We start from the raw sequence: 25,868 nt of genomic DNA on the forward strand, positions 1-25,868 counted from the left end.
TGGATCAAGGTTAGAGAGTATGTCTTCTGAGCGTGCCAATGCGAAAAAAAGTTACGCGGTACCGGCAATGCGTCGCATCCGTCGCATCCACTTTATTGGTGTTGGCGGTGCGGGTATGAGTGGCATCGCTGAGGTGCTGCAGAACCAGGGTTATGAGGTTTCCGGCTCCGACCTGCGCGAGTCAACCGTGACAGATAGGCTGCGCAAGCTCGGGGTAAACGTGCAAATCGGGCACAGTGCGGAAAATATTCGTGGTGTGGATGTGGTCGTGAATTCCTCTGCGGTGCATGGGGATAATCCCGAGCTGGTCGCCGCCCAGGAAAATCGTATCCCAATTGTGCGCCGTGCAGAAATGCTCGGAGAATTGATGCGTTACCGCTATGGCATAGCCGTGGCGGGGACCCACGGCAAGACCACAACAACCAGCCTGATCGCTTCGATTTTTGCGGCGGATAAAAAAGACCCCACTTTTGTGATTGGTGGGCTGGTCAATGCGGCTGGTGCCAATGCCGCGCTTGGCGAGAGCCGCTACCTGATCGCTGAGGCGGATGAAAGCGATGCGTCTTTTATCCACCTACAGCCGATGGTAACGGTGGTAACCAATATCGATGCGGATCATATGGAGACCTATGGCGGGGACTTCGAAAAGGTCAAACAGATCTTTATTGATTTTGTTCACAACCTGCCTTTTTATGGCCTCGCTGTCGTTTGTGGGGATGATGCCAATGTGCAGGAGGTGATTCCGAAATTCTCCCGCCCGGTGTTGACCTATGGATTTGCTGAGGGTAATGACTTTCGCATCGTCGAGGTAAATCAGGAGCCATTGCGCAGTCACTTTACGGTGCAGCGCCCCGGTGGAGACCTGCTAGAGGTCTCGGTAAATACCCCAGGTATTCACAACGTGCTGAATGCCACTGCAGCGATTGCCGTGGCTAGTGACGAGGGCATCGGCGATGAGGCCATTCAGAAGGGCCTCGAGGGTTTTCAGGGGGTGGGTCGCCGTTTTCAAATTTATGGAAATTTCTCTGTTAGTGACGACGGTAACGCAGAAAAAGTGATGTTGGTGGACGATTATGGCCACCATCCTCGGGAAGTGGCAGCCACAGTTAAAACCGTGCGCGATGGCTGGCCGGAGCGGCGCCTGGTTATGATTTATCAACCGCACCGCTATACGCGCACCCGGGACCTTTTTGAAGATTTTGTTCAGGTTCTCTCCGAAGTGGATAAATTAATTTTATTGGACGTGTACAGTGCCGGGGAGCCGCCGATAGCCGGAGCTGATGGTCGAACGCTGGCGCGCAGCCTGCGCAATCGTGGCCAGGTCGATCCGATTTTTGTTGAGACCGTGGATCAGGTGCCCCCGATTCTAGCTGACTTGCTAGAACCCGGCGATGTGGTTTTGACCCAAGGGGCGGGTAATGTGGGGGCTCTTTCACAAAGGCTGGCACAGTGGCGTCTGGGTGAGAACAGCACCGAGGATTGAGTGGCAGTGAGACCCTCAGAAAAAAAATCCGCGAGAACAAAGCGCACATCTGTACGCGGGGCTAGTCCTCTCGGGGAGGCGACGAAAAGCAGAGTTCATTGGCACCCCTGGTTGCTGCTGGTTGCATTGGTGCTTTTGTCCAGCGGACTGGCCACCGGCGGTTATTGGTTGTGGCAGCGTTTACCGGCATTTCAGTTGAGCAAAGTTGATGTGCTGGAGCAGGTTGAGGTTCGCGGAACGTTCAATGCGGTGACTGAAGAGCAGATAAAAGAAATCTTACTGCCTTATTTGCATGCAGGTTTTTTTTCTGCTGATATCCGCGCGATGCGCTTTGCCTTATTGGAGCACCCGTGGGTTATTCGGGCATCGATAAATAGGCGCTGGCCTAAGGGTGTTGTTGTTGAGGTCAGCGAGGCGCAGCCTCTTGCCGTTTGGGGGCGCGACCGATTACTGGTGGCCAGTGGGGCATTATTGCCGCGACCGGTGCAAATGCAGGTCGGTAATTTGCCTGAACTCGCCGGGGATGAAGAACTGGTGGGGCAAATCATGTCTCAGTACCAAGCGCTTGCGAGTCTATTGACTACACGGGACATGGAGGTCAAACGGTTGTCATTTGATGACCTTAGTGGCTGGCACCTGGAGTTAGTGTCGGGAATTGAATTAAAACTCGGGCATGATGCACTGCTGGAGCGAGTTAACCGCTTTCTCTCATTGAGCCGCGGCTTACTCGCTCCGTATTTACAAAAAGTGGCCGGGGTAGATACCCGTTATGGCAACGCGGTAGCGGTTCAATGGAAGAGCGAGCAAGAGTAAACAGGGATGCGGTGATAGCCGCTGTTGAAAATAAAGTTTAAAAGCGAAGGCGGTGGTCCGGCGGATACTCAAAAAAGAGACCCGGAGCATGGCCCAGCGAGGTTGGAACAAAAATGACACAAGTATCCGATCAGCGCATGATTGTTGGGCTGGATATCGGCACCTCCAAGGTAGTTGCCATCGTGGGCGAGGTAGGCGCTAACGGGGCACTCAATATTGTCGGTATAGGTTCGCACCGCTCCACTGGTATGAAAAAAGGTGTGGTGGTCAATATTGAGTCCACTGTGCAATCTATTCAGCGCGCAGTAGAGGAGGCGGAGTTGATGGCGGGGTGTGAAATCCACTCTGTCTACGCCGGTATCGCGGGTAGCCATATTCGCAGCCTTAATTCACACGGTATTGTGGCGATTAAAGATCGTGAGGTAACTCAGCAGGATTTGGATCGGGTTATCGATGCGGCCCGTGCGGTTGCCATTCCCGCGGATCAGAAGATTTTACATACCCTTCCGCAAGAGTATCTGATCGACAACCAGGAGGGCGTGAAGGAGCCACTGGGAATGTCGGGTGTGCGATTGGAAGCGAAGGTACACCTGGTAAGTGGTGCGGTTAATGCCGCGCAAAATATTGAAAAGTGTATCCGTCGCTGTGGGCTTGAGGTGGAGGATGTCATCCTCGAGCAGCTCGCTTCCAGCTATGCGGTTCTGACTGAAGATGAGAAAGAACTCGGAGTATGTATGGTCGATATTGGTGGGGGTACTACCGATATTGCCGTATTTACTGGAGGTTCGATTCGTCATACCGGTGTCATTCCGATTGCCGGGGATCAGGTGACCAATGATATTGCCATGGCTTTGCGCACACCGACGCCGCACGCTGAAGACTTAAAAATAAAGTATGCCTGTGCACTGGCAAAACTTGCGCGGGAAGGTGAAACCATTAAGGTGCCGAGCGTGGGAGACAGAGAGCCCAGGGATTTATCTCGTCAGGCCCTGGCCGAAGTGGTGGAGCCCCGCTATGACGAGTTATTTACTTTGGTGCAGGCGGAATTACGTCGCAGCGGATTTGAGGACCTGTGCGCAGCAGGAGTGGTTTTAACTGGAGGCTCCTCAAAAATGGAGGGTGCGGTTGAACTGGCTGAGGAAATTTTCCATATGCCTGTGCGCCTCGCGGTGCCTCAGGGAATTTGCGGTTTAACTGATATTGTAAGTAATCCAATTTACTCCACCGGAGTTGGATTATTGATGTATGCGATGCAGCAAGACGAGTCTGCCGGGGGTAAAACTCAGCCCGTGCGCAACGATAATCAGTGGTGGGATAAAGTGAAACACTGGTTTCGCGGAAATTTGTAATAGCATGCAACCAGAATTAGCCATCCCATAAGGGATTTTTTTTAAGCGTGGCTGTAATATTCGACATGAGCAAGAAAGGGGAACAGCGATGTTCGAGCTAGTTGATAGCGTACAGGATAAACCTGTCATCAAGGTAATAGGAGTCGGCGGCGGCGGTGGCAATGCTGTAAAGCATATGATTGTCAGTGACGTGGAGGGCGTGGACTTTATCTGCGCGAACACCGACGCTCAGGCGCTCAAAGATGTTGAAGCGCAAACCATTCTGCAGCTTGGTAATACCATTACCCGCGGTTTGGGTGCTGGGGCCAATCCCGATATTGGTCGAGAGTCGGCCCTGGAAGACCGCGATCGGATCGCTGAGGTCCTGAGCGGTGCCGATATGGTCTTTATTACCGCTGGCATGGGTGGTGGCACCGGCACCGGTGGGGCACCGATTGTGGCCGAGATTGCCAAAGAACTCGGTATTCTCACCGTGGCTGTGGTGACCCGTCCGTTTAAGATCGAAGGGCGCAAGCGCACCGTTGTGGCTGAGGAGGGTATTCTCGAGCTGCGCGATAAAGTGGACTCCCTGATCACTATCCCCAATGATCGCCTGTTGGAGGTATTGGGCAGCAAGATCACCATGAAGTCTGCCTATAAAGAGGCCGACAACGTACTGCTCGGAGCGGTGCAGGGCATTGCCGATCTGATGATCCGCCCAGGTATTATGAACGTGGACTTTGCCGATGTGCGTACGGTGATGTCTGAGATGGGGATGGCAATGATGGGTTCCGGATCCGCAATTGGCGAGAATCGAGCCCGTGAAGCCGCGGAAAAGGCGGTTCGCAGCCCACTGCTGGATAACGTCAACCTTGCCGGTGCCCGCGGTATCTTGGTCAATATTATTACCGGCAGTGAAGAATCCGGCTGCCAGGAGCTGACGCTGGGGGAATACTCAGAGGTCGGTGAGATCGTGCAGGAGATCGCTTCAGATGAAGCCACGGTGGTTATTGGCACCGCGGTGGATGATAAGCTGGGTGATGAGATGCGCGTGACCGTTGTGGCCGCGGGTCTGGGAGAGGGAACCCCTACGGCGCGTCCGGCCAAGGTGGTGGACAACACCCGTCGTCCGGAGTCTCGTGATATGCGCGAGCCCCGTGAGACGAGAGAAGCCCGCGATATGCGCGAAATGCGTGAAAGCCACGGCGCGGCGGGGCTGGTCTCTCGCGAAAATACTGCGGACCCTCGCCCCCGGGTGGATGTCGAGCGTCCAAAGCGCCCGGCTCCGACTCTGAACTCGGCAGATGCGGACATGGAGTACTTGGATATTCCAGCGTTCCTGCGTCGCCAAGCCGATTGAGGAGAGCCGCCGCAGAGGCAGTACACTGCTCATGTCCGCCCAGCCCCTGGGCTGGGTGTCGCCTCTGCGGTGTGGCTTGTTCCAGGAAGGCCAGTCAACTGTTACTGGTAGAGAGCGGACAACTTAAAAGGGATTTATTTTGACTTTTTGGTCAGGAAAAGAAGTTTAATTAACAATTTTTTACAGTGAACCTGGAGCTAGAGGTCTTAGAATGCTGTTTCAGCGACTGAGGTGTGGCGCTCCAATCTTTGCTTAAACTATCCTTTCAAGGAAGGTGGCGGTGTGTTGATCTGACCACACGCTCACAATTGGTATTGGCGTCGCAATTATGCTAATATCGGCGGCTTGCTGCGCATTATGCGTAGACCACCGACTGGGAAAAGATAGTTTCATGATCAAACAGCGCACGCTTAAAAATGCTATTCGCGCCACTGGCGTAGGTCTGCACACTGGCAAAAAGGTTATTCTAACCCTTAAGCCGGCTCCCGTAGACACCGGCATCGTGTTCCGTAGAACGGACCTAGATCCGGTGGTCGAAATTGAAGCCCGCGCCGAGAATGTGGGTGATACCCTGCTCTCCACTACCCTGGTAAAGGACGATGTGCGCATCGCTACGGTCGAGCATCTGCTCTCTGCGATGGCGGGTCTTGGTATTGATAATGCCATTGTTGAACTTTCCGCCCAGGAAGTGCCGATCATGGACGGCAGTGCCGGTCCATTCGTATTTCTCATTCAGTCTGCCGGTATTCAGGAGCAGTCTGCGCCGAAGAAATTCCTGCGTATCAAGAAGCCGATCACTGTGGAAGAGGGTGACAAAGTTGCCAGTTTCCTGCCTTTCAATGGTTTCAAAGTGTCCTTTACCATTGACTTCGACCACCCGGTTTTCCAAGGGCGCAATCTGACTTCTTCTGTGGATTTCTCCAGCACCTCCTTCGTGAAAGAGGTGAGTCGCGCGCGTACATTCGGCTTTATGCACGAAATTGAATACTTGCGCTCCAAGGGGCTGGTTCAGGGTGGCTCAGTGGATAATGCCATCGTGGTTGACCAGTATCGTATTTTGAACGAGGGTGGATTGCGTTACGAAGACGAATTTGTGAAACACAAAATTCTCGATGCAATCGGCGACCTTTATTTGCTGGGTACCAGCCTGATCGGCGAGTTCAAGGCCTTTAAGTCTGGCCATTCTTTGAACAATAAATCCCTGCGCCATCTAATGACACAAAAAGACGCCTGGGAAATGGTGACTTTTGAGGGAGAGCAAGAGGCTCCTATCTCTTACGTTAAGCCAATACTGGCCGTTTAATCCCCCTCCATAAAAAGCCGGCATTACAAAGCCGGCTTTTTTACGTGACTGATTCAGCAGAGAAGGCCTGGCAATTCTGATAATCTTGCCCGGCGTCGGGGATTTCCCAACCGTTTACTATGAGGTATAGCGCTGGAGTCTCGTCTCTTTTATACCGAGACAAAAAAATTACAAAATGTCGAACTTCTCCTGCTTGTTATGAAAGTAATTCTGGTCAATGAGCGCGGTGCAACCCGCAGCTTTAATTTTGGTGGATTGAGCAAAGCGCTGTTGAGCTTATGCCTGCTCGGTTTGCCCGTTGGTGCCTTCCTGTTGGGTGCCAATCTACCTGTGACCAAATCAGATTTGTTCGACGCGCGCACGGCCAAGGCGTGGGAGCGTGCCCTGCGTAAACAGCAGCAGGAAATTGAAGAGGCTGATCGCGAAGCGCATGAGCAGCTCGCTGCGCTCACGGTCAAACTGGCTGAGCTACAGGCCCGTCTCACCCGTTTGGATGCCGTTGGCGAGCGCCTTACCGCGGCGGCCAACCTCGATGAAGGCGAGTTCGAATTCAGTGCGGCTCCCGCCGTGGGCGGTCCGGAGGATCCCGGAATCTCAGGTACGTCGGAACTGCCTTATCAGCCCCCCGAATTTCTCGATGTGATTGGCGACCTGTCCCATAAAGTGGATGATCGCCAAATGCAGCTTAATACGCTCGAATCCCTGATGGCCAATCTCCAGCTGGAGGACGAGCAGTTTATCGCCGGGCGCCCAATTACTAAGGGTTGGATGTCCTCACGATACGGTTATCGTACAGACCCCTTTACCGGGCGACGCACTTGGCACAAGGGCGTGGACTTTGCCGGCAAGAAGGGCTCGGACGTGGTTTCCGTTGCCGCGGGTGTTGTTACCTGGGCTGATGAGCGTCACGGTTACGGTCATTTAGTGGAAATCAACCACGGCAATGGTTATTCCACCCGCTATGGCCATAACAGCAAGCTCAATGTCGGTCTCGGTGATGTGGTAAAAAAAGGCCAGGTGATTGCCCAGATGGGCTCCAGTGGTCGCTCCACCGGCCCTCACGTGCACTTCGAAATCTTCAAGAACAACCGCACGGTCGACCCGGCCAGCTATATCCGCCGCACAGGCAGATAACAACTATTCTTCCCTTACGCGTAATTGCTGGCAGCTTGGCATAGGAGTTGCCAGCGCTTGCGCCTTCCTGTTTACTTGCACCCCTCGCATAAAGGAGTGTCGGTGCGATATCTGCCCAGCATTAGCGCCGACAGCGCACATAAGATAAGTGGTTTCTAGATAATGATTGGCAAACTGATTAAATCGGTCTTTGGTACAAAAAATGACCGCGAGCTGAAGCGCATGCGACGCATCGTGGAGAAGGTCAACGCGCTGGAAGGGGATTTTCAGCAACTGGACGATGCCGCTCTTCGCGCCAAAACAGAAGAGTTTAAGAAACGTGTTGTGGATGGGGAAACCCTGGATCGGTTGTTACCCGAAGCCTTTGCCGCTGTGCGTGAAGCTGGTCGGCGTACCCTGGGGATGCGCCATTTTGATGTGCAGCTGATCGGCGGTATGACCTTGCACGAAGGCCGTATTGCGGAAATGCGCACCGGTGAGGGTAAAACCCTGGTGGCGACATTGCCCGCCTACTTGAACGCCCTGGAAGGCAAAGGTGTTCACATTGTGACGGTCAATGACTACCTGGCATCGCGGGATGCCAACTGGATGCGACCAGTTTATGAGTTCCTCGGCCTGACCGTAGGGGTGATTGTTTCCCAGCAAAACCCCGACGATAAAAAGGCCGCTTATCAGGCCGATATTACTTACGGTACGAACAACGAATTTGGCTTTGACTATCTGCGTGACAATATGGTGTTGCGCAAAGAAGACCGCACCCAGCGCCCGCAGAATTTTGCCATTGTGGATGAGGTGGACTCCATCCTTATCGATGAAGCGCGCACCCCGCTGATTATTTCCGGCGCGGCAGAAGATTCCTCCCACCTGTATCTGGCCATGAACAAGCTGATTCCTCAGTTGGAGCGCGCCGAAGAGGGTGGGGAGGGTCACTACACGGTAGATGAAAAGACCCGCCAGGTGGAGCTGACCGAGCAGGGGCATCAGCTGGTTGAAGACTTGCTGTCCCGCAGTGGGCTGATGAAAGAAGATCAGTCCCTGTATGCTCCCGGTAACCTGGGCCTGTTGCACCATGTGCATGCTGCGCTGCGTGCCCAGGTGCTGTTTAACCGCGATGTGGATTATATCGTGCAAAACGGCCAGGTCGTGTTAATCGATGAGCATACCGGCCGCACCATGCCGGGTCGTCGCCTTTCCGAGGGGCTGCATCAGGCCTTAGAGGCCAAGGAGAGTGTGCAGATCCAGAATGAAAGCCAGACCCTGGCTTCCACCACCTTCCAGAACCTGTTCCGCTTCTACCCCAAACTTTCCGGTATGACGGGTACCGCGGATACCGAGGCGTTTGAATTTCAGCAAATTTATGGCCTGGATGTGGTGGTTATCCCCACGAACAAAGACATTCAGCGGGAAGATCTCAATGATCTGGTCTATCTGAGCCAAGAGGAGAAGATGGACGCCATCATTGAGGACGTCAAATTCTGCCGTGAGAAGAAGGCGCCGATCCTGGTGGGCACCGCTTCTATCGAGACCTCCGAGGAAATGTCGCGCTTGCTGCAAAAGGCGGGCATTAAGCACCAGGTGCTGAACGCCAAATACCACGAGCGGGAAGCGCAGATTATCGCCCAGGCCGGTCGTCCCGGCGAAGTTACCATTGCCACGAATATGGCTGGTCGCGGTACTGATATTGTCTTGGGTGGTAACTGGGAATCCGAAGCGGAAACTCTTGCCCAGGAAAAAGGAAGCGCCTTAAGCGAGGCTGAGCTGGCCAGACTGAAAGAGGACTGGCAGAAGCGCCACGACTTGGTTATCGAAGCCGGCGGCCTGCATATTATTGGTACTGAGCGCCACGAGTCCCGCCGGATCGATAATCAGCTGCGTGGTCGCGCAGGGCGCCAGGGTGATCCGGGTGTGACCCGTTTCTACCTGTCTCTGGAAGACAGCCTGATGCGTATCTTCGCCTCCGACCGGGTGAAGAATTTCATGCAAATGCTGGGCATGGAGCGCGGTGAGGCCATCGAACACCGCATGGTTTCTAACGCTATCGAAAAGGCTCAGCGGCGTGTTGAGGGGCGCAACTTCGACATCCGCAAGCAGTTGCTCGAATACGATGACGTGGCTAATGACCAGCGCCAGGTGATTTACAGTCAGCGCAACGAATTGCTGGAAGCCGACACGATCAGCGATACCATCAACGCTATTCGCGAAGATGTGGTACACGAGATTATATCGGCCTCTGTGCCCCCAGAAAGTGTTGAAGAGCAGTGGGATATCCCTGCTCTGGAGCAGCAGCTCGCCGGTGAGCTGGGTGTCGAGTTACCTATCCAGAAGTGGCTGGATGAGGATCGTAACCTGCACGAAGAGACTCTGCGCCAGAAGATTACAGCAGAGGCGCAGAACGCCTATGCCGCTAAGGTTACGCGCATCAGTGAATCTTCCGGCGATGCCAACTTGATGCCCACCGTGGAGCGTCAAATCATGCTGCAGGTGTTGGACCAGCTATGGAAAGAACACCTTTCCAGTATGGATCACCTGAGAGCCGGTATTGGTTTACGCGCCTATGCCAATAAGAACCCCAAACAGGAATTCAAGCGCGAATCTTTCCACTTGTTCCAAAGCATGCTGGAAAACCTCAAGCACGAAGTGGTACGTATCCTTGCCCATGTGGAGCCGATGACCCGCGAGCAGATGGATGAGCTGGAGGAGCGCCGTCTGGAGGAGCAGCGGCAGCAGCAGCTGGAGCTGCAACATGCGGAAGCTTCCGCCCTGCCTGAGAGTGAGCCCCAACAGCAGGCGACCCTGGTGCCGGAGCGCCGTGGACCGAAAGTTGGCCGCAATGACCCCTGTCCCTGTGGCTCCGGTAAAAAGTACAAGCAGTGTCACGGAAAATTGGCTTCCTCGACCCAAAGCTAGAGAGATATCCGGCTTGATAGGCCGACTTTGCCACCAAATACCCCGCTTTCGCGGGGTATTTTTTTAGCAGTCTTAAAAATATTCTGCGGCATGAGGGCTGATTTCCGCACATGGTGCGGATTTTTCTTGCCTCATTCTGGTTGGGCTTTAATAATGACGTCCTTTCTTCCATAGCCAGCCCGCGCAGCAAGCTTGCGTTTAGGGTATTAAGCCAAATCGATATGTCTGAACTACAACTTCCTTCCCTGAAAGGGGTCCGTCTTGCCAGTGTGCCGGCCAATATCAAGAATTGGCTCCGTGACGATCTGTTATTGGTCGAGATCTCTGAAGGTGCATCGGTCTCGGCCACCTTCACCCAGAATAGCTTCTGTGCCGCACCGGTACTGGTAGCGAAAGAGCATATTGCCCAGGGGGATATTCGCGCGCTGTTGGTCAATGCGGGTAATGCTAATGCGGCCACAGGCACCCGCGGTCTCAGCGATGCCAAAGCCTGTTGTGCGGCTGTGGCGGCGGCTATGGGTATTCGGGCGGAACAGGTGCTGCCCTTTAGTACCGGAGTGATCGGTGAACACCTGCCACTGCAACGCTTGCTCGATGCCATTCCCCCAGCCGCTGAAGCGCTGGCCGGCAATGGCTGGGGAAGAGCTGCAGAAGCGATTATGACGACGGACACCCGTCCAAAAATCGCTAAGCGCACCCTGGAGATCCGTGGTGAAGAAATTGCGGTAGTGGGTATCGCCAAGGGTTCGGGCATGATTCAGCCAAATATGGCAACTATGCTCGCCTATGTTGCCACCGATGCAACCGTGGCCCAGCCGCTGCTGGATGAGATGGTGAGGGATGCGGTGAGCGCCTCGTTCAACCGGGTTAGCGTAGATGGGGATACCTCAACCAATGATGCCTGCGTACTGATTGCCAGTGGTGCTGTCGGCGAGTCAATCCAGACTCGATCCGATGAAAGCTATGGCGCGCTAATGCAAGCTATTACCGAGGTGCATGTCGAGTTGGCTCAGGAAGTGGTTAAAGACGGCGAAGGTGCCACTAAATTTGTCACCGTGCAGGTCGATGGCGCAGACAATAGCGAAGAGGCACTTAAGGTGGCTTTTGAAGTGGGTAACTCACCTCTGGTAAAGACTGCGCTCTACGCCTCCGACCCCAATTGGGGGCGTCTGGTAATGGCTATTGGCAATGCCCTGCCAAATGATTTAGATACCGGCAAGGTCAATATATTTTTAGATCGTGTGCAGGTGGTGGAAGGCGGAGGCCGCGCGGCGGACTATCGGGAAGAGCTGGGCGAACAGGTGTTTTCTCAGCCTGAGTTTACTGTTCGCATCGAGCTTGGTCGTGGCAACGCCAGTGAGCATATCTGGACCTGTGACTTCTCCCGCGAGTATGTCACCATCAACGCCGAATACCGTACCTGAGGAGTTGTTGTGAGCCGTGTTATTCATGTCGCCGTGGGGGTTGTTCGCCGCGGTGATGGCAAGATCCTGATTGCCCGTCGCCCCAAGCATTTACATATGGGTGGGCTTTGGGAGTTTCCTGGCGGTAAGGTGGAAGCTGGAGAAACCGTGCAGCAGGCCCTTTCCAGAGAGCTAAGGGAAGAGGTGGCTATTGAGGTGCAAGAGCTGCAGCCACTGGTAGAAATTCGCCACGAGTACCCAGAGAAAAGCGTACTTTTAGATACCTGGCTGGTCACCGCATTCAGCGGGGAGCCTGAAGGTTGTGAGGGGCAAGAGACAGCCTGGGCGACCGTGCAGGGATTAGAGAATTACCAATTCCCGGATGCCAACCAGGCAATTATTAAGGCCATTCAGACTGTAGAAAATTAAGGCGGTCTGCGCCGGTTACACTGTGGGCCTCTGCACAAGATGTGCACGAGGCCCCAGTGATGGCGAATAGGATTTGTGATTCGCACTTAGTGGCGCTGCTTATTCGGGTCCAGCTCGTCACTCAGCACGTCATCGTAAATCGATTCCCCCGCTATTTTATGTCCCTCACTGGCCCACTCCCCCAGATCGATTAGCTTGCAGCGCTCACTGCAAAAAGGCTTAAAGGGAAATTTGTCGCTCCACTCGATGGGCTTCTTACAGGTAGGGCAATTCAGGCTGGGGGCTTCTTTCGGCTTGGACATAGTGGGTCTGGATTCTGCTTATTCAGTTAGGGTGGGTCGTATGCCCTCTTGGGGCGAATTATTTGGATGGCGGACACTCTTGCGCCGCTGCCGCCAGTAACAGGTATTTCTGATGTAGGGCCTCAATTTGACGGTTGAGTGCCGCTAAGTCCGCAGTATTGTCCAGTACATCGTCCGCCTTGGCTAGGCGCTCCTGTCTATCCAGCTGCGCGGCCATAATCTTACGAATCTGCTCTGGGTGATTCTCATCCCTGGTGCTGGCTCTTTCCAGCTGCAGACTTTCCGGCAGATCCACCACGCATATCCTGTCTACTAACTGATACTGCCCGGACTCTATGAGTAGTGGCGATTCTAAAATCGCATAGGGGCTTGCGCTCTGTGCCAGAGATAAAAGTATCTCCTCGCGAATCAGGGGATGTAGCAGCCCTTCCAGCCAGGCGCGTTCTGCGGGATTATCAAAGACTAAAGCGCGTAGCTGCGCCCGGTCCAATGTACCATTCTCAAGCAGTACACTGGCCCCGAAGTGCTGGGCGATTTGCTCCAGGGCTGGCCTACCTGGTTGTACCACTACCCTTGCCGCCCAGTCCGCGTCCACCACATGAATGCCCAGCTCGCGAAAGTAGGCGGCGGCGGCCGACTTGCCGCTGCCGATACCACCGGTTAAGCCTATTCGGAACAATGGAATGTCTCCTCGGAGTGAAAGTTGAGGGCTAAAAATACGAAACCCGGCCAGTAGCTGGCCGGGTTTATGGTAATTCACTTGCCCGATATGGGCGAATTGTGGGCGGAAGCCTGAATTAGCCACCGAGCCCGGAGAAATTCAAATACCAGCCAACGATTTGTTCCCCCCACAACATAGCAATCCAACCGGCACCAGCCAGATAGGGACCAAAGGCAATCGGCAAATTGCGATCGCGACCAACAGCCAGGCTCCAGGATAGACCGGCAATAGCGCCCACAGCGGCAGAGAGCAGAATCACCAAAGGCAGCATCTGCCAGCCAAACCAAGCCCCGATTGCCGCGAGTATTTTGAAATCCCCGGCGCCCATCCCCTCTTTGCCGGTGACCAGCTTAAAGATATGGAATACCAGCCAAAGAGCGAGATAACCGGCAATAGCTCCAATCACGGCGTCCTGCAGTGGAACAAAAACACCCCAGAGGTTCATAAGCAGCCCGCCCCAAAGTAGCGGCAGGGTGATGCTATCAGGCAACAACTGCTTGTCGAAATCGATACCGGTCAATGCGACCAAGGCCCAGGTAAATACACAGCCTGCCAGCGCCTGCCAGGTAAAGCCCAGCTGCCAGACCACCACCGCCGTAAGAATACCGGTAGCCAGTTCAACCAGGGGGTAGCGCTTGGATATGTGTGTGCCGCAGGAGCCGCATTTACCTCGTAGTAGCAGATAACTGACAACTGGAATATTTTGCCAGGGTTTGATTTCCGTTTTGCACTTGGGGCAGTGGGAGTGCGGTAGCACCAGATTAAAAGGTTTTTCTAACTCTTCTTGCTCTGCGGGATCGGGTTGAGCGTTGAAGTAGCTATAGAAATCCCGCTTGTATTCTCGCTCCATCATTATTGGCAGGCGCAGGATGACAACATTGAGGAAGCTGCCTATAAGTAGGCCTAAAATAAATGCGCTGCCTATAAGCAGCGCAGGGTAAAAAGATAAATATTCTTGCATTATTTTTTATACGACTTGACCCAGCTGGAAGATAGGAAGATACATGGCAATCATCAAGCCGCCTACAAGAATACCGAGTACGGCCATAATCATGGGTTCAAGAAGGGTGGTAAGGTTATCCACCATGTTATCGACAGCTTCTTCGTAGTAATCAGCGGCCTTTCCTAGCATCTCGTCTAATGCACCGGATTCTTCACCAATTGCAGTCATTTGAACTAACATGGTGGGGTACAGGCCGGAAGAGCGCAGGGCAGCATTCAAGGGGATGCCAGTAGCAACAGAATCTTTGACCTTAAGAGTTGCCTCTTCATACAGACTGTTGCCTGTAGCCCCGGCAACAGACTTAAGAGCATCGATAAGAGGAACCCCGGCGGCAAAAGTTGTAGATAAAGTACGGGCGAATCTTGCTGAAATTGAGTTGTAGGTGATGCCGCCGAGAATAGGAAGCTTCAATATTAGCCGGTCGAAAAATTCAGCAACTTTCTTATTACGCTTTTTCGCTTCAATAGTGCCGCCAACTCCGATAACAACAGCTATTAATGCAAAGAACCAATTAGCTTGCATCCATTCAGACATACCAACAACAAGCTGGGTGAATGCGGGTAAGTCGGCCCCGAAACTAGAAAAGGTCTCAGCAAACTGTGGCACAACCTTTATCAGCAAGATGGAGGTGACAATGATTGCAACCACAACAACAGCGATAGGGTAGGTCATCGCCTTCTTGATTTTTGCTTTTAAGGACTCTGTTTTTTCTTTATAGGTAGCAATCCTGTCCAGCATGGTCTCAAGTGCTCCGGATTGCTCACCGGAGGCGACAAGGTTACAAAATAAATCATCAAAATAAAGAGGGTGTTTTCGCAGGGCATCAGCGAAGGCTGTTCCTGAGGCCACCTCATCTCGAACCTTAAAAATTAGTTCTTTAACCCCCTGATTGTCTAAGCCATCGGCAACAATCTCAAAGCTTTGCACTAAGGGAACGCCGGCCTTCATCATGGTGGCCATCTGGCGAGTAAACAGGGCAATATCTGCAGGCTTAACCCTTTTCTTCCCCCCCCCAAACAGAGGTTTGGGCTTTTTCTGTACACGATTGGCAATAATCCCCTGTTTACGTAACTGGGCTTTCACCAGAGCTGGGCTGATACCATTGATTTCCCCTTGGACCTTAGCCCCCTTGCTATCCACCCCTTTGTAGATATATGGGACTGCTGTGGCATTGGCCATATGTGCTTTTCCTGCTCTATCTTTGTTAGCAAAGGTATATTGTCTGCTTCTGCCGTTAACTTGTGTAACCGCAAAACCCTAAGTTTCAGCCACTTGTATGGCGCGGAGCCAAATATGAAGATTGCTAATCCTTGGTTACCCGATTCGCCTCCTCCAGGCTCGTAATCCCCATTACTACTTTACGTAGAGCAGAGATTCTCAAGTTGTTAAAGCCCTCCTCGCGGGCTTTATCAGCTATCTGAATAGAGTTGCCTCCCTCCATTATAATTCTGGAGATGCTATCGGTAATGCGAACCACTTCATACACGCCCACGCGGCCCTTATAGCCCTTGGAGCAGTGTTCACAGCCAACGGGCTGATAAATACTCCAGTCGCCTTGAGGGATGGTTACCGAATCAAAGCCCTCGGTCTCTAGTACTTCTTCAGGTAAGTTGACAGGTTTCTTGCACTCATTGCACAGACGTCTTGCCAGGCGTTGGGCAATAATTACGCTGACCGAAGTGGCTATATTGAAAGTGGGGACCCCCATATTCATCAAGCGAGTGAGAGTTTCTGGGGCTGAGTTGGTGTGCAGTGTTGAAAGCACTAGGTGCCCGGTCTGAGCAGCTTTGATGGCAATTTCGGCCGTCTCCAGATCCCGTATCTCCCCCACCATTACGATGTCTGGGTCTTGTCGTAGAAAGGAGCGTAGTGCCTCGGCAAAGTTAAGCCCCACCTTATTGGAGACGTTGACCTGGTTGATACCTTCCAGGTTGATTTCCACCGGATCTTCCGCGGTGGAGATATTGCGTTCCGAGGTATTGAGGATATTCAGGCCCGTATAGAGCGAGACAGTCTTGCCGGAGCCGGTGGGGCCGGTGACCAGGATCATCCCCTGGGGCTGGGCCAGGGCATCCATATAGATTTTTTTCTGCTCGTCCTCATAGCCAAGTGCATCAATGCCGAGCTTGGCGGAAGAGGGGTCCAGAATCCGCAATACAATTTTCTCCCCCCATAAGGTCGGTAGGCTGTTTACACGGAAGTCAATCGCCTTGGTTTTGGACAGCTTCATCTTGATACGGCCATCCTGAGGTACACGCTTTTCAGAGATGTCCATTCTGGACATCACCTTCAAGCGTGCCGACAGTCGACTAGAGAGCTGAATCGGGGGCCTGGCGACTTCATGTAAGACGCCATCGGTGCGGAAACGAACTCGGTAGGATTTTTCATAGGGTTCAAAATGAATATCAGAGGCGCCGCTACGAATAGCATCGAGTAGCACTTTGTTCACAAAACGTACTACCGGCGCCTCATCGCCTCCGGGATCATCGGAGTCCCCATTATCTTTATCATCGCCACCAACATCCAGGGCGTCCAGCTCTTCATCATCCATCCCTTCCAGTCCTGCACCCATATCGCCACTGTCGGAAAGGTAACTCTCAATAGCTTTGGACAACTTATCGGCGTCAACGAGTACAGCATCTGTATTGAGGCCTGTATTGAAGTTAATTTCATCTAGGCCAGCCAGATTCGTAGGGTCGGCAACTGCGATAAAAAGGCGGTTGCCACGCTTGTAAAGAGGTAGAGCAAAGTGTTTACTGATGAGTTTTTCATCAACGACGCCCTTTGGAATCAAGTCAAAATTGTAGGCGCTCATGTCAAAAAGAGGGGTGCCAAATGCCTCTGAAGCGACTTTCGCAAGTTCGCGGCTTTTAACAAGTTTGGATTCCACTACGTGCTGGGCGAAAGTCTGGTTTTCTCTTCGGGCTGCCTTAATTGCAGATGCTGCCGCTTGTTCTTCGAGGATTTTGTCTGCAACAAGACGTTTCGCTAAGCCGCTGAGGGGGGAAGTTGTCATTGATAAACTGCCGCTATGGTTCTCTTGCGCCAGGTATTGAGAGTGGACATATTTTGTTAGCCCTATGCAAACCTAGGCATGAATAGAAGAAGTGGTGGAATATAGCGAATTAATGAATCTGAGCCAAATATCAACAAAAAGGACATTACATTTCTCGGGGGTTTCATTATATACAGAAGGTGACAAATTTCGTCACAACCCGGCCACTGTTGTCAGTAGTAACAGCCTGTTAAAGCCCTTGACCTGAGAGAAGTGATAGACCGCACACCGATTACACATAAGGTTTCGCTTATCTTGCCAACCTTGGCATAATCCTTGTATCTTGTTCGGCGACATCCTCACGGGATTCACTTTATATTACAAGTCTGTATGGAGACGGTTACAATGAAAAAGCAACAGGGTTTTACTCTTATTGAATTGATGATTGTTGTAGCAATCATCGGTATTCTCGCGGCGGTTGCCTTGCCCGCTTACCAGGATTACACCATTCGCTCTAAAATGTCTGAAGTCATATTGCAAGCGGGAGCGCACAAGAATAGTGTCGTAGAGTACTATCAGTCTCAGGGAAAACTCCCTACAACCCTGGCTGCAGCCGGTGTGAGCTCTGTTGTACCTAGCCCCTATATTGGTAGTGTTCAAATGACTGCTAGTAACTCTGCGCTGGTGTATGGTGTTACTATTGATAGCCAATCTGGAAATGTTCAGCTGGCGCCTACAGTCAGCAATGGTAGCTTGACTTGGAAATGTAGTGGAACCATAGACAGCAAATACTTACCCGCTAATTGTCGTTAGACTTATTTTCTGCTGAAAGGGCCTCCAATTTGGAGGCCTTTTTTATTTGAGTTTTTTATCTTTAAGTGATCTCACTTAATACCCTGCCCCTACACTTTGTTAATAAAAAGACAAACTATAGAGCCTAAATTTACTCAGATAACAATCTAAACAATATCCCATTTATAATGTGCTTGAGGTGGTATTTTTCAAATGTTATTGTCATATCAACTTAGATGCGGACTGTATCTCTGGGCTTTACTGATTGTTACTTGGGGGTGTTATTACCTAGGGGTCCAGGGCCCTTTCTTACTTGATGATTTTTCCAATTTGTCCCCAATAGCCAATGGTGGGGGCATAACAGATTTAAACTCGCTTTATCTTTATGTTGTTGATCCATTGGGGGCTGACTGGACACGATCAGTTTCTCGCCTATCATTCCTTATCAATGATCAATATTGGCCTGCTTCGCCCGAAAATTTTAAGCAGACGAATATAGCTATACATTTGTTAACGGGACTATTACTCTTTTGGGTTTTATTAAAACTACTGTCATTAAAATTTACTGAGAGAGAAGCTGGTTTGATAGCATTGCTTGCCACGGCAATTTGGATGCTTCATCCGTATCATGTATCAACTACATTGTATGTCGTACAGAGAATGACACAGCTAATGACATTATTTTTAATACTGTCATTATTTCTTTATATTTCTTTCCGGCTAGAAAATTCCCCTTTAAAGGCGTGCTGTTATCTGACAGGATCTGTACTAGCTGCAACTCTATCAGTATTTTCTAAAGAAAACGGAGCAATTATTTTATTACTTGTTCCTTTAATCGAATACTCTTTTGTACAGAGATATAAGAAGTTTTACAATCCATACCTGAACATAGCATTACTTTTTGGCGTAGTGATTTTTTTCATGATTTTCTCATTGGCAACAAGAAATAGTTGGTCAAGTTGGGATGATCGTGTATTTTTCTCTGTGTTAGACAGGTTATCTATTCAGGGGGAGGTTATAGCTGAATACTGGGGTAGCTTCTTTTTTATAGGGTCTGCGGACTGGGGGCTTTATCATGATGATAAAGAGTGGCTTTATAATTTAAACGGTATTCAATTTACATCTCTGTGGTGGCTTTTCCATATCGGTATAGCGGCCTTCGCTTTTTACTTGAGAAAGAAAGCACCATTAGTTACTTTTTCTGTTTGTTGGTTCTATTTAACTCATATTATTGAGTCCACAGTCGTTCCGATGGAGTTAAAATATGAACACAGAAATTATTTACCTTATATAGGATTGGCGACAGGCTTTTCCTATTTGTTAGTGCTTGCAGGCAATCATTTAAAAAAACAGCATGGCAGAAAGGCGCTAGTGGTGATGGTACTTCCACTTGCTGTCTCAGTGCTTCTGCTTTCAAATAGGGCTGAAACTTGGTCAGATTATCGTTACTTGGCAATAAAGTGGTCAGAGCGGCATCCATATTCTCTAAGGGCGCAGCTTTCCATTATCTCTCTTCTTGCTGAAACAGGTAACCCTCAGAAGGCACTGGATAGGATTGAATTCATTCTGCCGAGATTTTCGGATCCATCTTTAGAGTTACTGCGCTTGAATATTCAATGTGAGTATCCTGGGCTTGATAATGTTAGGCCGATATATAGTTCTAATTTTCGTGAGCAGCACTATTCTATAGCTGTTGATCTGCAGTTGAGGGAAATCCTAACTCCTGAAAAGCTAGCTTGTGTGAATTATTATTTACCTGAAGGAGGAATGACTCAGCTTCTTCAGGATATTGAACAGATTTCTGCACTAAACCGAAGTCCACGATTATATGTTTCTTACTTGGATTTGTCGGCAAGAGCATACCTCCTTTTAGGTAAAGAAAAACAAGCGCTTATTGCTAGAGAAAATGCATGGAAGTTATTACCCAATATTGTCACAGGTTTGGAGTTGGCAAAAATTTACTTATTAACTGGGGATAAAGAAAGTGCATCTAAACTTATTGATTGGATTGATAAGCAAAATAAGATGTCAGTTGTTCATGATAGAGTGATTGAATCAAACCTTAGCGCCTTAAAAAGCACAATATACCATTCAAGTAATTGACAATGATGGTGCGCATAAAAAACGAATTCTTATTTAAACCCTGTATGTCTTTGTGTTTATTGTGGATTAATAATGAGCTTAACAAGATCTATTGAAAATCAGCCTGTTACTCTAGCTTCGGCAGGCTCAATTGATGTATCTATTGTTATACCTTGCCTGAATGAGGCCGAAACAATTAAGGCGGTTGTTGAAAACGCTTTAAAAGCGCTTAATTTACTGAATAAACGCTTCAATTTAAATGGGGAGGTGGTGGTAGCAGATAATGGTAGTACAGATGGCAGTACAGATATTGCTAAGCTAGCAGGAGCCCGTATTGAAAATATACCTGTCAAAGGCTATGGTTCTGCAATAAGAGGTGGTATTGCAGGCTCGACTGGCCGATTTATCATTATTGGTGATGCGGATGGATCGCATAATTTTTTAGAAACTCTTCCCATGGTCGAGAGCTTGCTTGCAGGTAATGACCTGTGTGTCGGTTCAAGATTTAAAGGGGATATTGCGCCTGGCAGTTTGCCTTTTTTAAATCGTTATATTGGTAATCCCCTCTTAACCGGTTTGTTAAACCTGTTGTTTGGTAGTGGCTTATCGGATGCTCACTGTGGGTTGCGAGCTATTACTAGAAGTGCATTTACGAAACTAAAAGCCACCTCTCCTGGTATGGAGTTTGCCAGTGAAATGCTTATAAAGGCATCTCTGTTAAAATTAAAGAGAACCGAAGTCCCGGTGACCCAGCATAAAGATGGTCGCGGTAGGCCCCCCCACCTAAGACCACTTAGAGATGGCTGGAGGCATTTGCGTTATATGCTGTTATTAGCGCCCATTACGATATTTTTAATTCCATCCATGATATTTTTCTGTGTGGGGACAACGGTATATTTCGATTTGATTTTGCAAAATGGCAGTATTCTTGGGGGGGTTGTAGGGACTGTTAAAATAGGTGAGCATTGGTTATTGCTGGCTGTAATGTCAATAATTTTGTCACACACTCTTTTTTTATTTGGTGTAACGTCGTTTAATTATTCTATTTCGCAGGGTTACCGTTTGTTAGGGGGGGGCTGGAGGAATTTAAAGTCTATTCTTTCGATTGAGTATATGCTTATCCAAAGCTTAGTGTTAATGGTTATTTCAGCAGTTATTATTTCTTTAGTTTTTTTTGAATGGATGGGGCAATCATTCAGAAACCTAGAAGCTCTTGGGCCTCTGTCATTAGCTACAACGCTCTTACTGGTCGGAATTCAACATTTTTTTGGATCCTTCCTGGTAAATATCTTTAATGATTGATTAGTTTGTGTTTGGTTTGTGCCCATGATTTTATATAAATGAAAACTCATAAATTACTTGTCGTTTCAAATTTGTACCCAAGTAAGGAAAGACCAGCTTTGGGAGCGTTCGTTAAAAATATTTGTGATGGATTGGAGGAAAGAGAATGGATTATTGATAAAAACATCTTAACTGCAACAATCCAAAATCCTTTCGGTTATTTGTTGTATTGTATTAGAACTTGGCTGAAAATAAGAAATTATAAAGGAATCGTTTTTGTTCAATACGTAGGGATCTCAGCAATACCCATTATATTTTTAACCTTGATTTATCCAAACTTAAAGGTGATAAGTAATTTTCATGGGAGTGATGGGGTAATAATAAGCTCAGATAATTGGTTTGTGGGTTCAGTCAAACGATTTCTTTCTAGCGCTGCTGTTAGGCGGTCGATATTAACAATTTACCCTTCTAACTATTTTTATCAGAAAATGCTTAAATTCTATCCTCACTTAAAAGGAAGAGACTTTTTAATTTCACCATCGGGTGGTGTTAATTTGAGCGTTTTCAACGACGATAACAGTGGTCGCGAAATTGATTTCATATTTGCTGGTAGAATGGTCAGGGGGAAAGGTGTTCATACCGCTATTAAAATAGTTAAAAGCGCTATAGAGGTAAGCCCGAGGACAAAGTTTTTATTTGTTGGTGATGGGCCAGAGAAGGCGAGTCTATTAAAATTTCAGCGGCAATATAAAGTGTCAAATAATATAGAGCTTGTAGGCCTTGTTAAACAAGCAGAACTGGCAAGTTTACTGAAGACAGCAAAGATATTTTTGTTTCCTTCAATTACGGAATCATTAGGGTTAACATTGATTGAAGCAATCGACGCGGGATGTATTCCAATTGTTATGAATAATGGTGCAGTATCTGAAATAATACCGTTAAGCTTTCATGGTAAGCTGGTTGCCGAAAGCGAGCCGGAATTTATTGAGAAAAGTTTGGCGGTATTAAAACTCCCCCACATTGAGCGGCTGTGTATTTCAAGAGCTTTAAAAGGTTGTATTGAAAAGTATGACCGAAAGAGTGTTTTGGATACTTTATCTGAAAGATTGGGTGTATATTTCTTGCGGTAATTTTAATTGATTTAATGTGCATGCTTTATGGGAGCTTCGTAAAAATCTACTTGGATATTTTTTTATATTTTTCTTTAGTAAATTTGCCGCTTTCCCTTTCCTGTGTTTTATTTTTTGATGGCCAACTTGTTGGCTAGTCTGTGATTTAGAGAAGCTGAGCAAGAGTATAAACCAAAGATTTATAGTGGGTGAGCAGGCAAGAATGAAAAAATCAATTGAGTTGGGAGGTGTGTATCCTCATCTTCAAGAAATAATAAAAACCTTTATTTTAAAGTCCCTGACGGCTATTTCCACTTTCTTGTTCGGTTTGTGTGTTGCTAGATTTGGAGAAGTAGAAGAGGCGGGACGGTTCTTTTACGTAGTTGCCACTATTTGTTTCCTGGGAACGGTTGTGAGGCTTGGCTTAGACCAGTATATCGTTAGAACTGTTAGTGCATTACATGGCCACAGTAAATCTGAGGATATTTCTGCGATTTATTCCAATGGTTTATTGACCCTTATTTTGTTACTTTCTCCACTTGCACTTTGGGCTGTATTTTATGATGAGCCAGTTGTACATATTTCAAATGCGTCGCTTGTTTTAATTGTTTTTCTATACGCTGCAATATATTTTCATTCATTTTTTTTTCAGGCCGTCAGGATACTTTTTTGGTATCAGGTGTTTCAAGGGTTGGGCGCGTCATCTACCTTCCTATTTATAAGCACTTTTATATACCTGATATTGGGTAATGTTGGATTTGGTTTGTTTTTAAACGCCTATCTAATCTCGCATGCAGCCATACTGGCTTTAGCAGTAGTAATGTGGGCTAGGACGGGTTGTGGCCTGAGGTTCAAAACATTGAAATTACCTCAGTCCTTTAAAATGATAAAGGATGCCGTTGTATGGTTGCCTCCCATGTTGATGTTTATTGTATTTGGCTGGTTTGGGCAAATAATGTTAGGTATTTTTTCAAGTGATTCGGAAGTTGCTCTATATTCAATATCGATTCAAGTATCTATGTTGATATATTTGATACCAATGTCTATTAATGCTTACTCGATGCCTAATTACGCTAAATATTTGCACCAGGAGGGTGGCGAAAACTTAAGGAAATTCTTTTCCTTTGTTGTTTTGGTTTCATTTTCTTTTACTTTGCCTTTGGCTCTGCTGGTATTGTATTTCTCTGATTTCCTGTTGGCTATGTTTGGTCATAATTACTCGGATGCATCGAATATAGTAAGAATACTTGTGATAAGTCAGATATTTAATGTTATTGGTAGTTCGTCATTTAGTCTTCTTGTAATACTGGGGCATCATAAAGCGGTTACTATTGCCTCACTTTCTGCGGTTGTTTTTATATTTATTACTACCGTATTCACCATTCCAATATTGAATGGCGAAAAGGTTGGTCTGGCATATGCTGGAGGGATGACTATATATAGCTTTATATCTTTATATTTTGTATTTGCATATTTTTCTAAATGTAGATATGAACAATTACAATCGGCGGTAAATTAAATGTCAACTGTATCTGTTATTATCCCTGCCTATAATGAGGAACGGCATATTGGTTTTTGCTTGAAATCTCTATGGCCTTTAAGATTGAGAGGCGATCTTGTTGAAGTTATCGTGGTGAATGATGGCTCCACTGACCAAACGGCTGAAATTGCAAAGTCTTTCGGAGTTAAATTACTTAATTCGCCAAATCTTGGAGCGGGGGGAGCTAGAAATATCGGTGCAAATAATGCTCTTGGCGAGCTCCTCTGGTTTGTTGATGCTGACTGTGTTGTTCAAGAAGACTCACTGGATTATTTATTATTTCATCTCAAAAATAAGAAAAATATAGGAGTTGGCGGCAGTTATAGAAACCAGCTTCCGGGAAAATATTTACCTAGTTTAATACATGATGAAATTGAACATAAGCATTCTTTAATGAATGGTGACGTGGATTTTTTAGCCTCCTTTAGCGTTTTGTATCGAAAAGATGCTTTTCTCGCAAGTGGAGGGTTTAATTCTGAATTTAAAAAAGCTCAAGATGTGGAGCTTTCTTTTAGGTTGGCAGGAAGTGGAGCCCATTTAAAGTTTGAGCCAAAGTCAAAAGTGTATCATTTTCATGAGGAAAATATACTTAAATATTTGAAGGTTCAATATATGCAGGGTTTTTATAGAATTAAGTTGTACCGTGAATATCCTGCTAAGTTGAAAGGGGATTCCTATAGTAGTTTAGCGGATATGTTTCAGCCGGTATTTAGCCTTCTTATTTTATTTTCTATTTTGGGCTTCCTGTTTGAATCTTTTTTTATGCTTTTCTGGGTGGGCTTGCTTTGTCTGGCTTTTTCTGGAGGGGTGGTTTCTTATAGTGTTTACCGTAATTTTAAAGCTTTAAAGTTTTATTATTTCATTCCCTTTTATCTTGTAAGGGCCTTGGTTAGGACTGTAGGTATGCTGAGTTATTCTGCTGGTAGAGTTATAAGATAATCCAGAAAGGTTATTCTTCACTTTTGAAGATCTAGGGAACCTCTGAATAATTCCGAGCTGATTTGGTAGTATTCATCTATCCGTCAAGATTGCGATGAATCATGCGCCAAGTCACCTTTGCCGAAGCAGAATACAATCTGAAGCGCCGTAAAACTCCTCGAGAGAAGTTTTTTTCTCAGATGAATACCCTCATTCCTTGGCGGCGACTGGAAGCTCGAATAGTCCCTTTTTATCCACGCGGCAAGCGTGGCCGAGAGCCTTACCCCTTGAAGGTCATGCTGCGGGTTCAATGCACGCAGTTGTTTTACAACCTCAGCGATCCAGCTATGGAAGATGCGCTATACGAGATTGAATCTATGCGTAATTTTTCAGGATTGGCTTTGAATGGCCCAATTCCCGATGAGACAACGATTCTTAATTAACAAATAGGTAAACCACCGCCTCAGGCGGTGAGACTTGATAAGGCTCTGCCGTTCCGGCGTGCAGAGTAAAAATATGGCCTCCATAAACCGGCAAGTTCTTTAAGGAGGCCATATGCGAGATTGGCAGTGCCAAGCTCACGTTAAACATTATTGCAGGTACCATGTGGTATTTTTGCCCAAGTATCGAAAGAAAGCGTTATTTGGAGCATTGAGACGTGAGATTGGAGCAATATTCCGAGACTTATGTCGTCAGAAAGGCATTGAGTTGGTCGAGGGGTACGCAATGAGGGATCACATTCATATGTTGTTAATGATTCCTCCAAGGTTAAGTGTTTCCAATACGGTTAGGTTTCTGAAAGGGAAATCTGCGATCCAGATATTTCGGAGGTACAAGCATGTGCAGAGAAATTTCACAGGAAGACATTTTTGGGCTCGGGGCTACTGAGTGAGTACAGTAGGTCTTGATGAGCAGATGATTCGAGAGTACATCAAGAATCAAGAGGTTGAAGAACGCCGGCAAGA

General features: G+C 48.3%; 21 protein-coding genes and 1 pseudogene. 17 read left to right on the forward strand and 5 right to left on the reverse strand.

The window, feature by feature from the left end; translation table 11 throughout:
* The first annotated feature begins 19 nt into the window (after positions 1 to 19).
* The 9 genes from murC (at position 20) to mutT (ending at position 12,160) form a co-directional block, all read left to right on the forward strand.
* On the forward strand, positions 20 to 1,483 hold the full coding sequence (murC, locus tag Q1A69_RS06215; protein WP_299582687.1) for a UDP-N-acetylmuramate--L-alanine ligase: 1,464 nt from the start codon (positions 20 to 22) through the stop codon (positions 1,481 to 1,483).
* A gap of 6 nt (positions 1,484 to 1,489) precedes the next feature.
* Positions 1,490 to 2,296 carry an FtsQ-type POTRA domain-containing protein gene (locus Q1A69_RS06220; protein WP_299582690.1) on the forward strand — a complete coding sequence of 269 codons (807 nt, stop codon included), beginning with the start codon at positions 1,490 to 1,492 and terminating at the stop codon, positions 2,294 to 2,296.
* A gap of 113 nt (positions 2,297 to 2,409) precedes the next feature.
* Positions 2,410 to 3,645: a cell division protein FtsA gene (gene ftsA / locus Q1A69_RS06225; protein ID WP_299582693.1), complete on the forward strand. Its 1,236-nt coding sequence runs from the start codon at positions 2,410 to 2,412 to the stop codon at positions 3,643 to 3,645.
* 88 nt (positions 3,646 to 3,733) lie between these two features.
* On the forward strand, positions 3,734 to 4,984 hold the full coding sequence (ftsZ, locus tag Q1A69_RS06230) for a cell division protein FtsZ (RefSeq protein ID WP_299582696.1): 1,251 nt from the start codon (positions 3,734 to 3,736) through the stop codon (positions 4,982 to 4,984).
* A 391-nt stretch (positions 4,985 to 5,375) separates the two neighbouring features.
* Positions 5,376 to 6,287, forward strand: a complete 912-nt coding sequence (lpxC, locus tag Q1A69_RS06235) for a UDP-3-O-acyl-N-acetylglucosamine deacetylase (RefSeq protein WP_299582699.1) — start codon at positions 5,376 to 5,378, stop codon at positions 6,285 to 6,287.
* A gap of 198 nt (positions 6,288 to 6,485) precedes the next feature.
* Positions 6,486 to 7,421 (forward strand): M23 family metallopeptidase, encoded by a 936-nt coding sequence (locus Q1A69_RS06240; RefSeq protein WP_299582702.1) that lies wholly within the window; start codon positions 6,486 to 6,488, stop codon positions 7,419 to 7,421.
* Between the two features lie 162 nt (positions 7,422 to 7,583).
* On the forward strand, positions 7,584 to 10,328 hold the full coding sequence (gene secA, locus Q1A69_RS06245) for a preprotein translocase subunit SecA (protein ID WP_299582705.1): 2,745 nt from the start codon (positions 7,584 to 7,586) through the stop codon (positions 10,326 to 10,328).
* A gap of 221 nt (positions 10,329 to 10,549) precedes the next feature.
* A complete protein-coding gene (gene argJ / locus Q1A69_RS06250; RefSeq protein WP_299582707.1) occupies positions 10,550 to 11,752 on the forward strand; it encodes a bifunctional glutamate N-acetyltransferase/amino-acid acetyltransferase ArgJ in 1,203 nt (400 codons plus the stop codon).
* Between the two features lie 9 nt (positions 11,753 to 11,761).
* Entirely contained in the window at positions 11,762 to 12,160 is a 399-nt protein-coding gene (mutT, locus tag Q1A69_RS06255; protein WP_299582710.1) for an 8-oxo-dGTP diphosphatase MutT, read from the forward strand.
* 86 nt (positions 12,161 to 12,246) lie between these two features.
* Here the strand turns inward: mutT and yacG are convergent, their stop codons facing one another.
* The 5 genes from yacG to pilB form a co-directional block, all read right to left on the reverse strand.
* Entirely contained in the window at positions 12,247 to 12,462 is a 216-nt protein-coding gene (gene yacG / locus Q1A69_RS06260) for a DNA gyrase inhibitor YacG (RefSeq protein ID WP_299582713.1), read from the reverse strand.
* A gap of 58 nt (positions 12,463 to 12,520) precedes the next feature.
* Positions 12,521 to 13,141, reverse strand: coding sequence for a dephospho-CoA kinase (gene coaE / locus Q1A69_RS06265; RefSeq protein ID WP_299582716.1), 621 nt, complete (start codon positions 13,139 to 13,141; stop codon positions 12,521 to 12,523).
* Positions 13,142 to 13,259: 118 nt separating this feature from the next.
* On the reverse strand, positions 13,260 to 14,144 hold the full coding sequence (locus tag Q1A69_RS06270) for an A24 family peptidase (RefSeq protein WP_299582720.1): 885 nt from the start codon (positions 14,142 to 14,144) through the stop codon (positions 13,260 to 13,262).
* A 6-nt stretch (positions 14,145 to 14,150) separates the two neighbouring features.
* The gene (locus Q1A69_RS06275) at positions 14,151 to 15,365 is read right to left on the reverse strand and encodes a type II secretion system F family protein (RefSeq protein WP_299582723.1); all 1,215 of its coding nucleotides are present in this window, start codon (positions 15,363 to 15,365) and stop codon (positions 14,151 to 14,153) included.
* 124 nt (positions 15,366 to 15,489) lie between these two features.
* Positions 15,490 to 17,202 (reverse strand): type IV-A pilus assembly ATPase PilB, encoded by a 1,713-nt coding sequence (pilB, locus tag Q1A69_RS06280; protein WP_299582725.1) that lies wholly within the window; start codon positions 17,200 to 17,202, stop codon positions 15,490 to 15,492.
* A 384-nt stretch (positions 17,203 to 17,586) separates the two neighbouring features.
* On the opposite strand from pilB, the gene Q1A69_RS06285 reads away from it, so the two are divergent.
* From Q1A69_RS06285 to tnpA, 8 genes and pseudogenes are all read left to right on the forward strand, one after another.
* On the forward strand, positions 17,587 to 17,994 hold the full coding sequence (locus tag Q1A69_RS06285) for a pilin (RefSeq protein ID WP_299582728.1): 408 nt from the start codon (positions 17,587 to 17,589) through the stop codon (positions 17,992 to 17,994).
* 309 nt (positions 17,995 to 18,303) lie between these two features.
* Positions 18,304 to 20,076, forward strand: a complete 1,773-nt coding sequence (locus tag Q1A69_RS06290) for a hypothetical protein (RefSeq protein WP_299582731.1) — start codon at positions 18,304 to 18,306, stop codon at positions 20,074 to 20,076.
* A 72-nt stretch (positions 20,077 to 20,148) separates the two neighbouring features.
* The gene (locus tag Q1A69_RS06295; protein WP_299582734.1) at positions 20,149 to 21,357 is read left to right on the forward strand and encodes a glycosyltransferase family 2 protein; all 1,209 of its coding nucleotides are present in this window, start codon (positions 20,149 to 20,151) and stop codon (positions 21,355 to 21,357) included.
* A 38-nt stretch (positions 21,358 to 21,395) separates the two neighbouring features.
* On the forward strand, positions 21,396 to 22,466 hold the full coding sequence (locus Q1A69_RS06300; protein ID WP_299582737.1) for a glycosyltransferase family 4 protein: 1,071 nt from the start codon (positions 21,396 to 21,398) through the stop codon (positions 22,464 to 22,466).
* Positions 22,467 to 22,650: 184 nt separating this feature from the next.
* Positions 22,651 to 23,964: an MATE family efflux transporter gene (locus Q1A69_RS06305; RefSeq protein WP_299582740.1), complete on the forward strand. Its 1,314-nt coding sequence runs from the start codon at positions 22,651 to 22,653 to the stop codon at positions 23,962 to 23,964.
* Positions 23,965 to 24,924 carry a glycosyltransferase gene (locus Q1A69_RS06310; RefSeq protein WP_299582743.1) on the forward strand — a complete coding sequence of 320 codons (960 nt, stop codon included), beginning with the start codon at positions 23,965 to 23,967 and terminating at the stop codon, positions 24,922 to 24,924. It abuts the gene before it with no gap.
* Between the two features lie 101 nt (positions 24,925 to 25,025).
* Positions 25,026 to 25,346: a transposase gene (locus Q1A69_RS06315; RefSeq protein ID WP_299582746.1), complete on the forward strand. Its 321-nt coding sequence runs from the start codon at positions 25,026 to 25,028 to the stop codon at positions 25,344 to 25,346.
* 112 nt (positions 25,347 to 25,458) lie between these two features.
* A pseudogene (tnpA, locus tag Q1A69_RS06320) lies at positions 25,459 to 25,868 on the forward strand (IS200/IS605 family transposase); the annotation flags it as partial.

The organism is uncultured Microbulbifer sp., assembly GCF_947498635.1.
GTDB lineage: Bacteria > Pseudomonadota > Gammaproteobacteria > Pseudomonadales > Cellvibrionaceae > Microbulbifer > Microbulbifer echini.

Bases quoted from the DNA above. Each gene is read 5' to 3' on its own strand.
- murC (WP_299582687.1), top strand. From the start codon at position 20: ATGTCTTCTGAGCGTGCCAATGCGAAAAAAAGTTACGCGGTACCGGCA.
- ftsA (WP_299582693.1), top strand. From the start codon at position 2,410: ATGACACAAGTATCCGATCAGCGCATGATTGTTGGGCTGGATATCGGC.
- ftsZ (WP_299582696.1), top strand. From the start codon at position 3,734: ATGTTCGAGCTAGTTGATAGCGTACAGGATAAACCTGTCATCAAGGTA.
- lpxC (WP_299582699.1), top strand. From the start codon at position 5,376: ATGATCAAACAGCGCACGCTTAAAAATGCTATTCGCGCCACTGGCGTA.
- Q1A69_RS06240 (WP_299582702.1), top strand. From the start codon at position 6,486: ATGAAAGTAATTCTGGTCAATGAGCGCGGTGCAACCCGCAGCTTTAAT.
- secA (WP_299582705.1), top strand. From the start codon at position 7,584: ATGATTGGCAAACTGATTAAATCGGTCTTTGGTACAAAAAATGACCGC.
- argJ (WP_299582707.1), top strand. From the start codon at position 10,550: ATGTCTGAACTACAACTTCCTTCCCTGAAAGGGGTCCGTCTTGCCAGT.
- yacG (WP_299582713.1), bottom strand. From the start codon at position 12,462: ATGTCCAAGCCGAAAGAAGCCCCCAGCCTGAATTGCCCTACCTGTAAG.
- Q1A69_RS06270 (WP_299582720.1), bottom strand. From the start codon at position 14,144: ATGCAAGAATATTTATCTTTTTACCCTGCGCTGCTTATAGGCAGCGCA.
- Q1A69_RS06275 (WP_299582723.1), bottom strand. From the start codon at position 15,365: ATGGCCAATGCCACAGCAGTCCCATATATCTACAAAGGGGTGGATAGC.
- pilB (WP_299582725.1), bottom strand. From the start codon at position 17,202: ATGACAACTTCCCCCCTCAGCGGCTTAGCGAAACGTCTTGTTGCAGAC.
- Q1A69_RS06285 (WP_299582728.1), top strand. From the start codon at position 17,587: ATGAAAAAGCAACAGGGTTTTACTCTTATTGAATTGATGATTGTTGTA.
- Q1A69_RS06295 (WP_299582734.1), top strand. From the start codon at position 20,149: ATGAGCTTAACAAGATCTATTGAAAATCAGCCTGTTACTCTAGCTTCG.
- Q1A69_RS06300 (WP_299582737.1), top strand. From the start codon at position 21,396: ATGAAAACTCATAAATTACTTGTCGTTTCAAATTTGTACCCAAGTAAG.
- Q1A69_RS06310 (WP_299582743.1), top strand. From the start codon at position 23,965: ATGTCAACTGTATCTGTTATTATCCCTGCCTATAATGAGGAACGGCAT.
- Q1A69_RS06315 (WP_299582746.1), top strand. From the start codon at position 25,026: ATGCGCCAAGTCACCTTTGCCGAAGCAGAATACAATCTGAAGCGCCGT.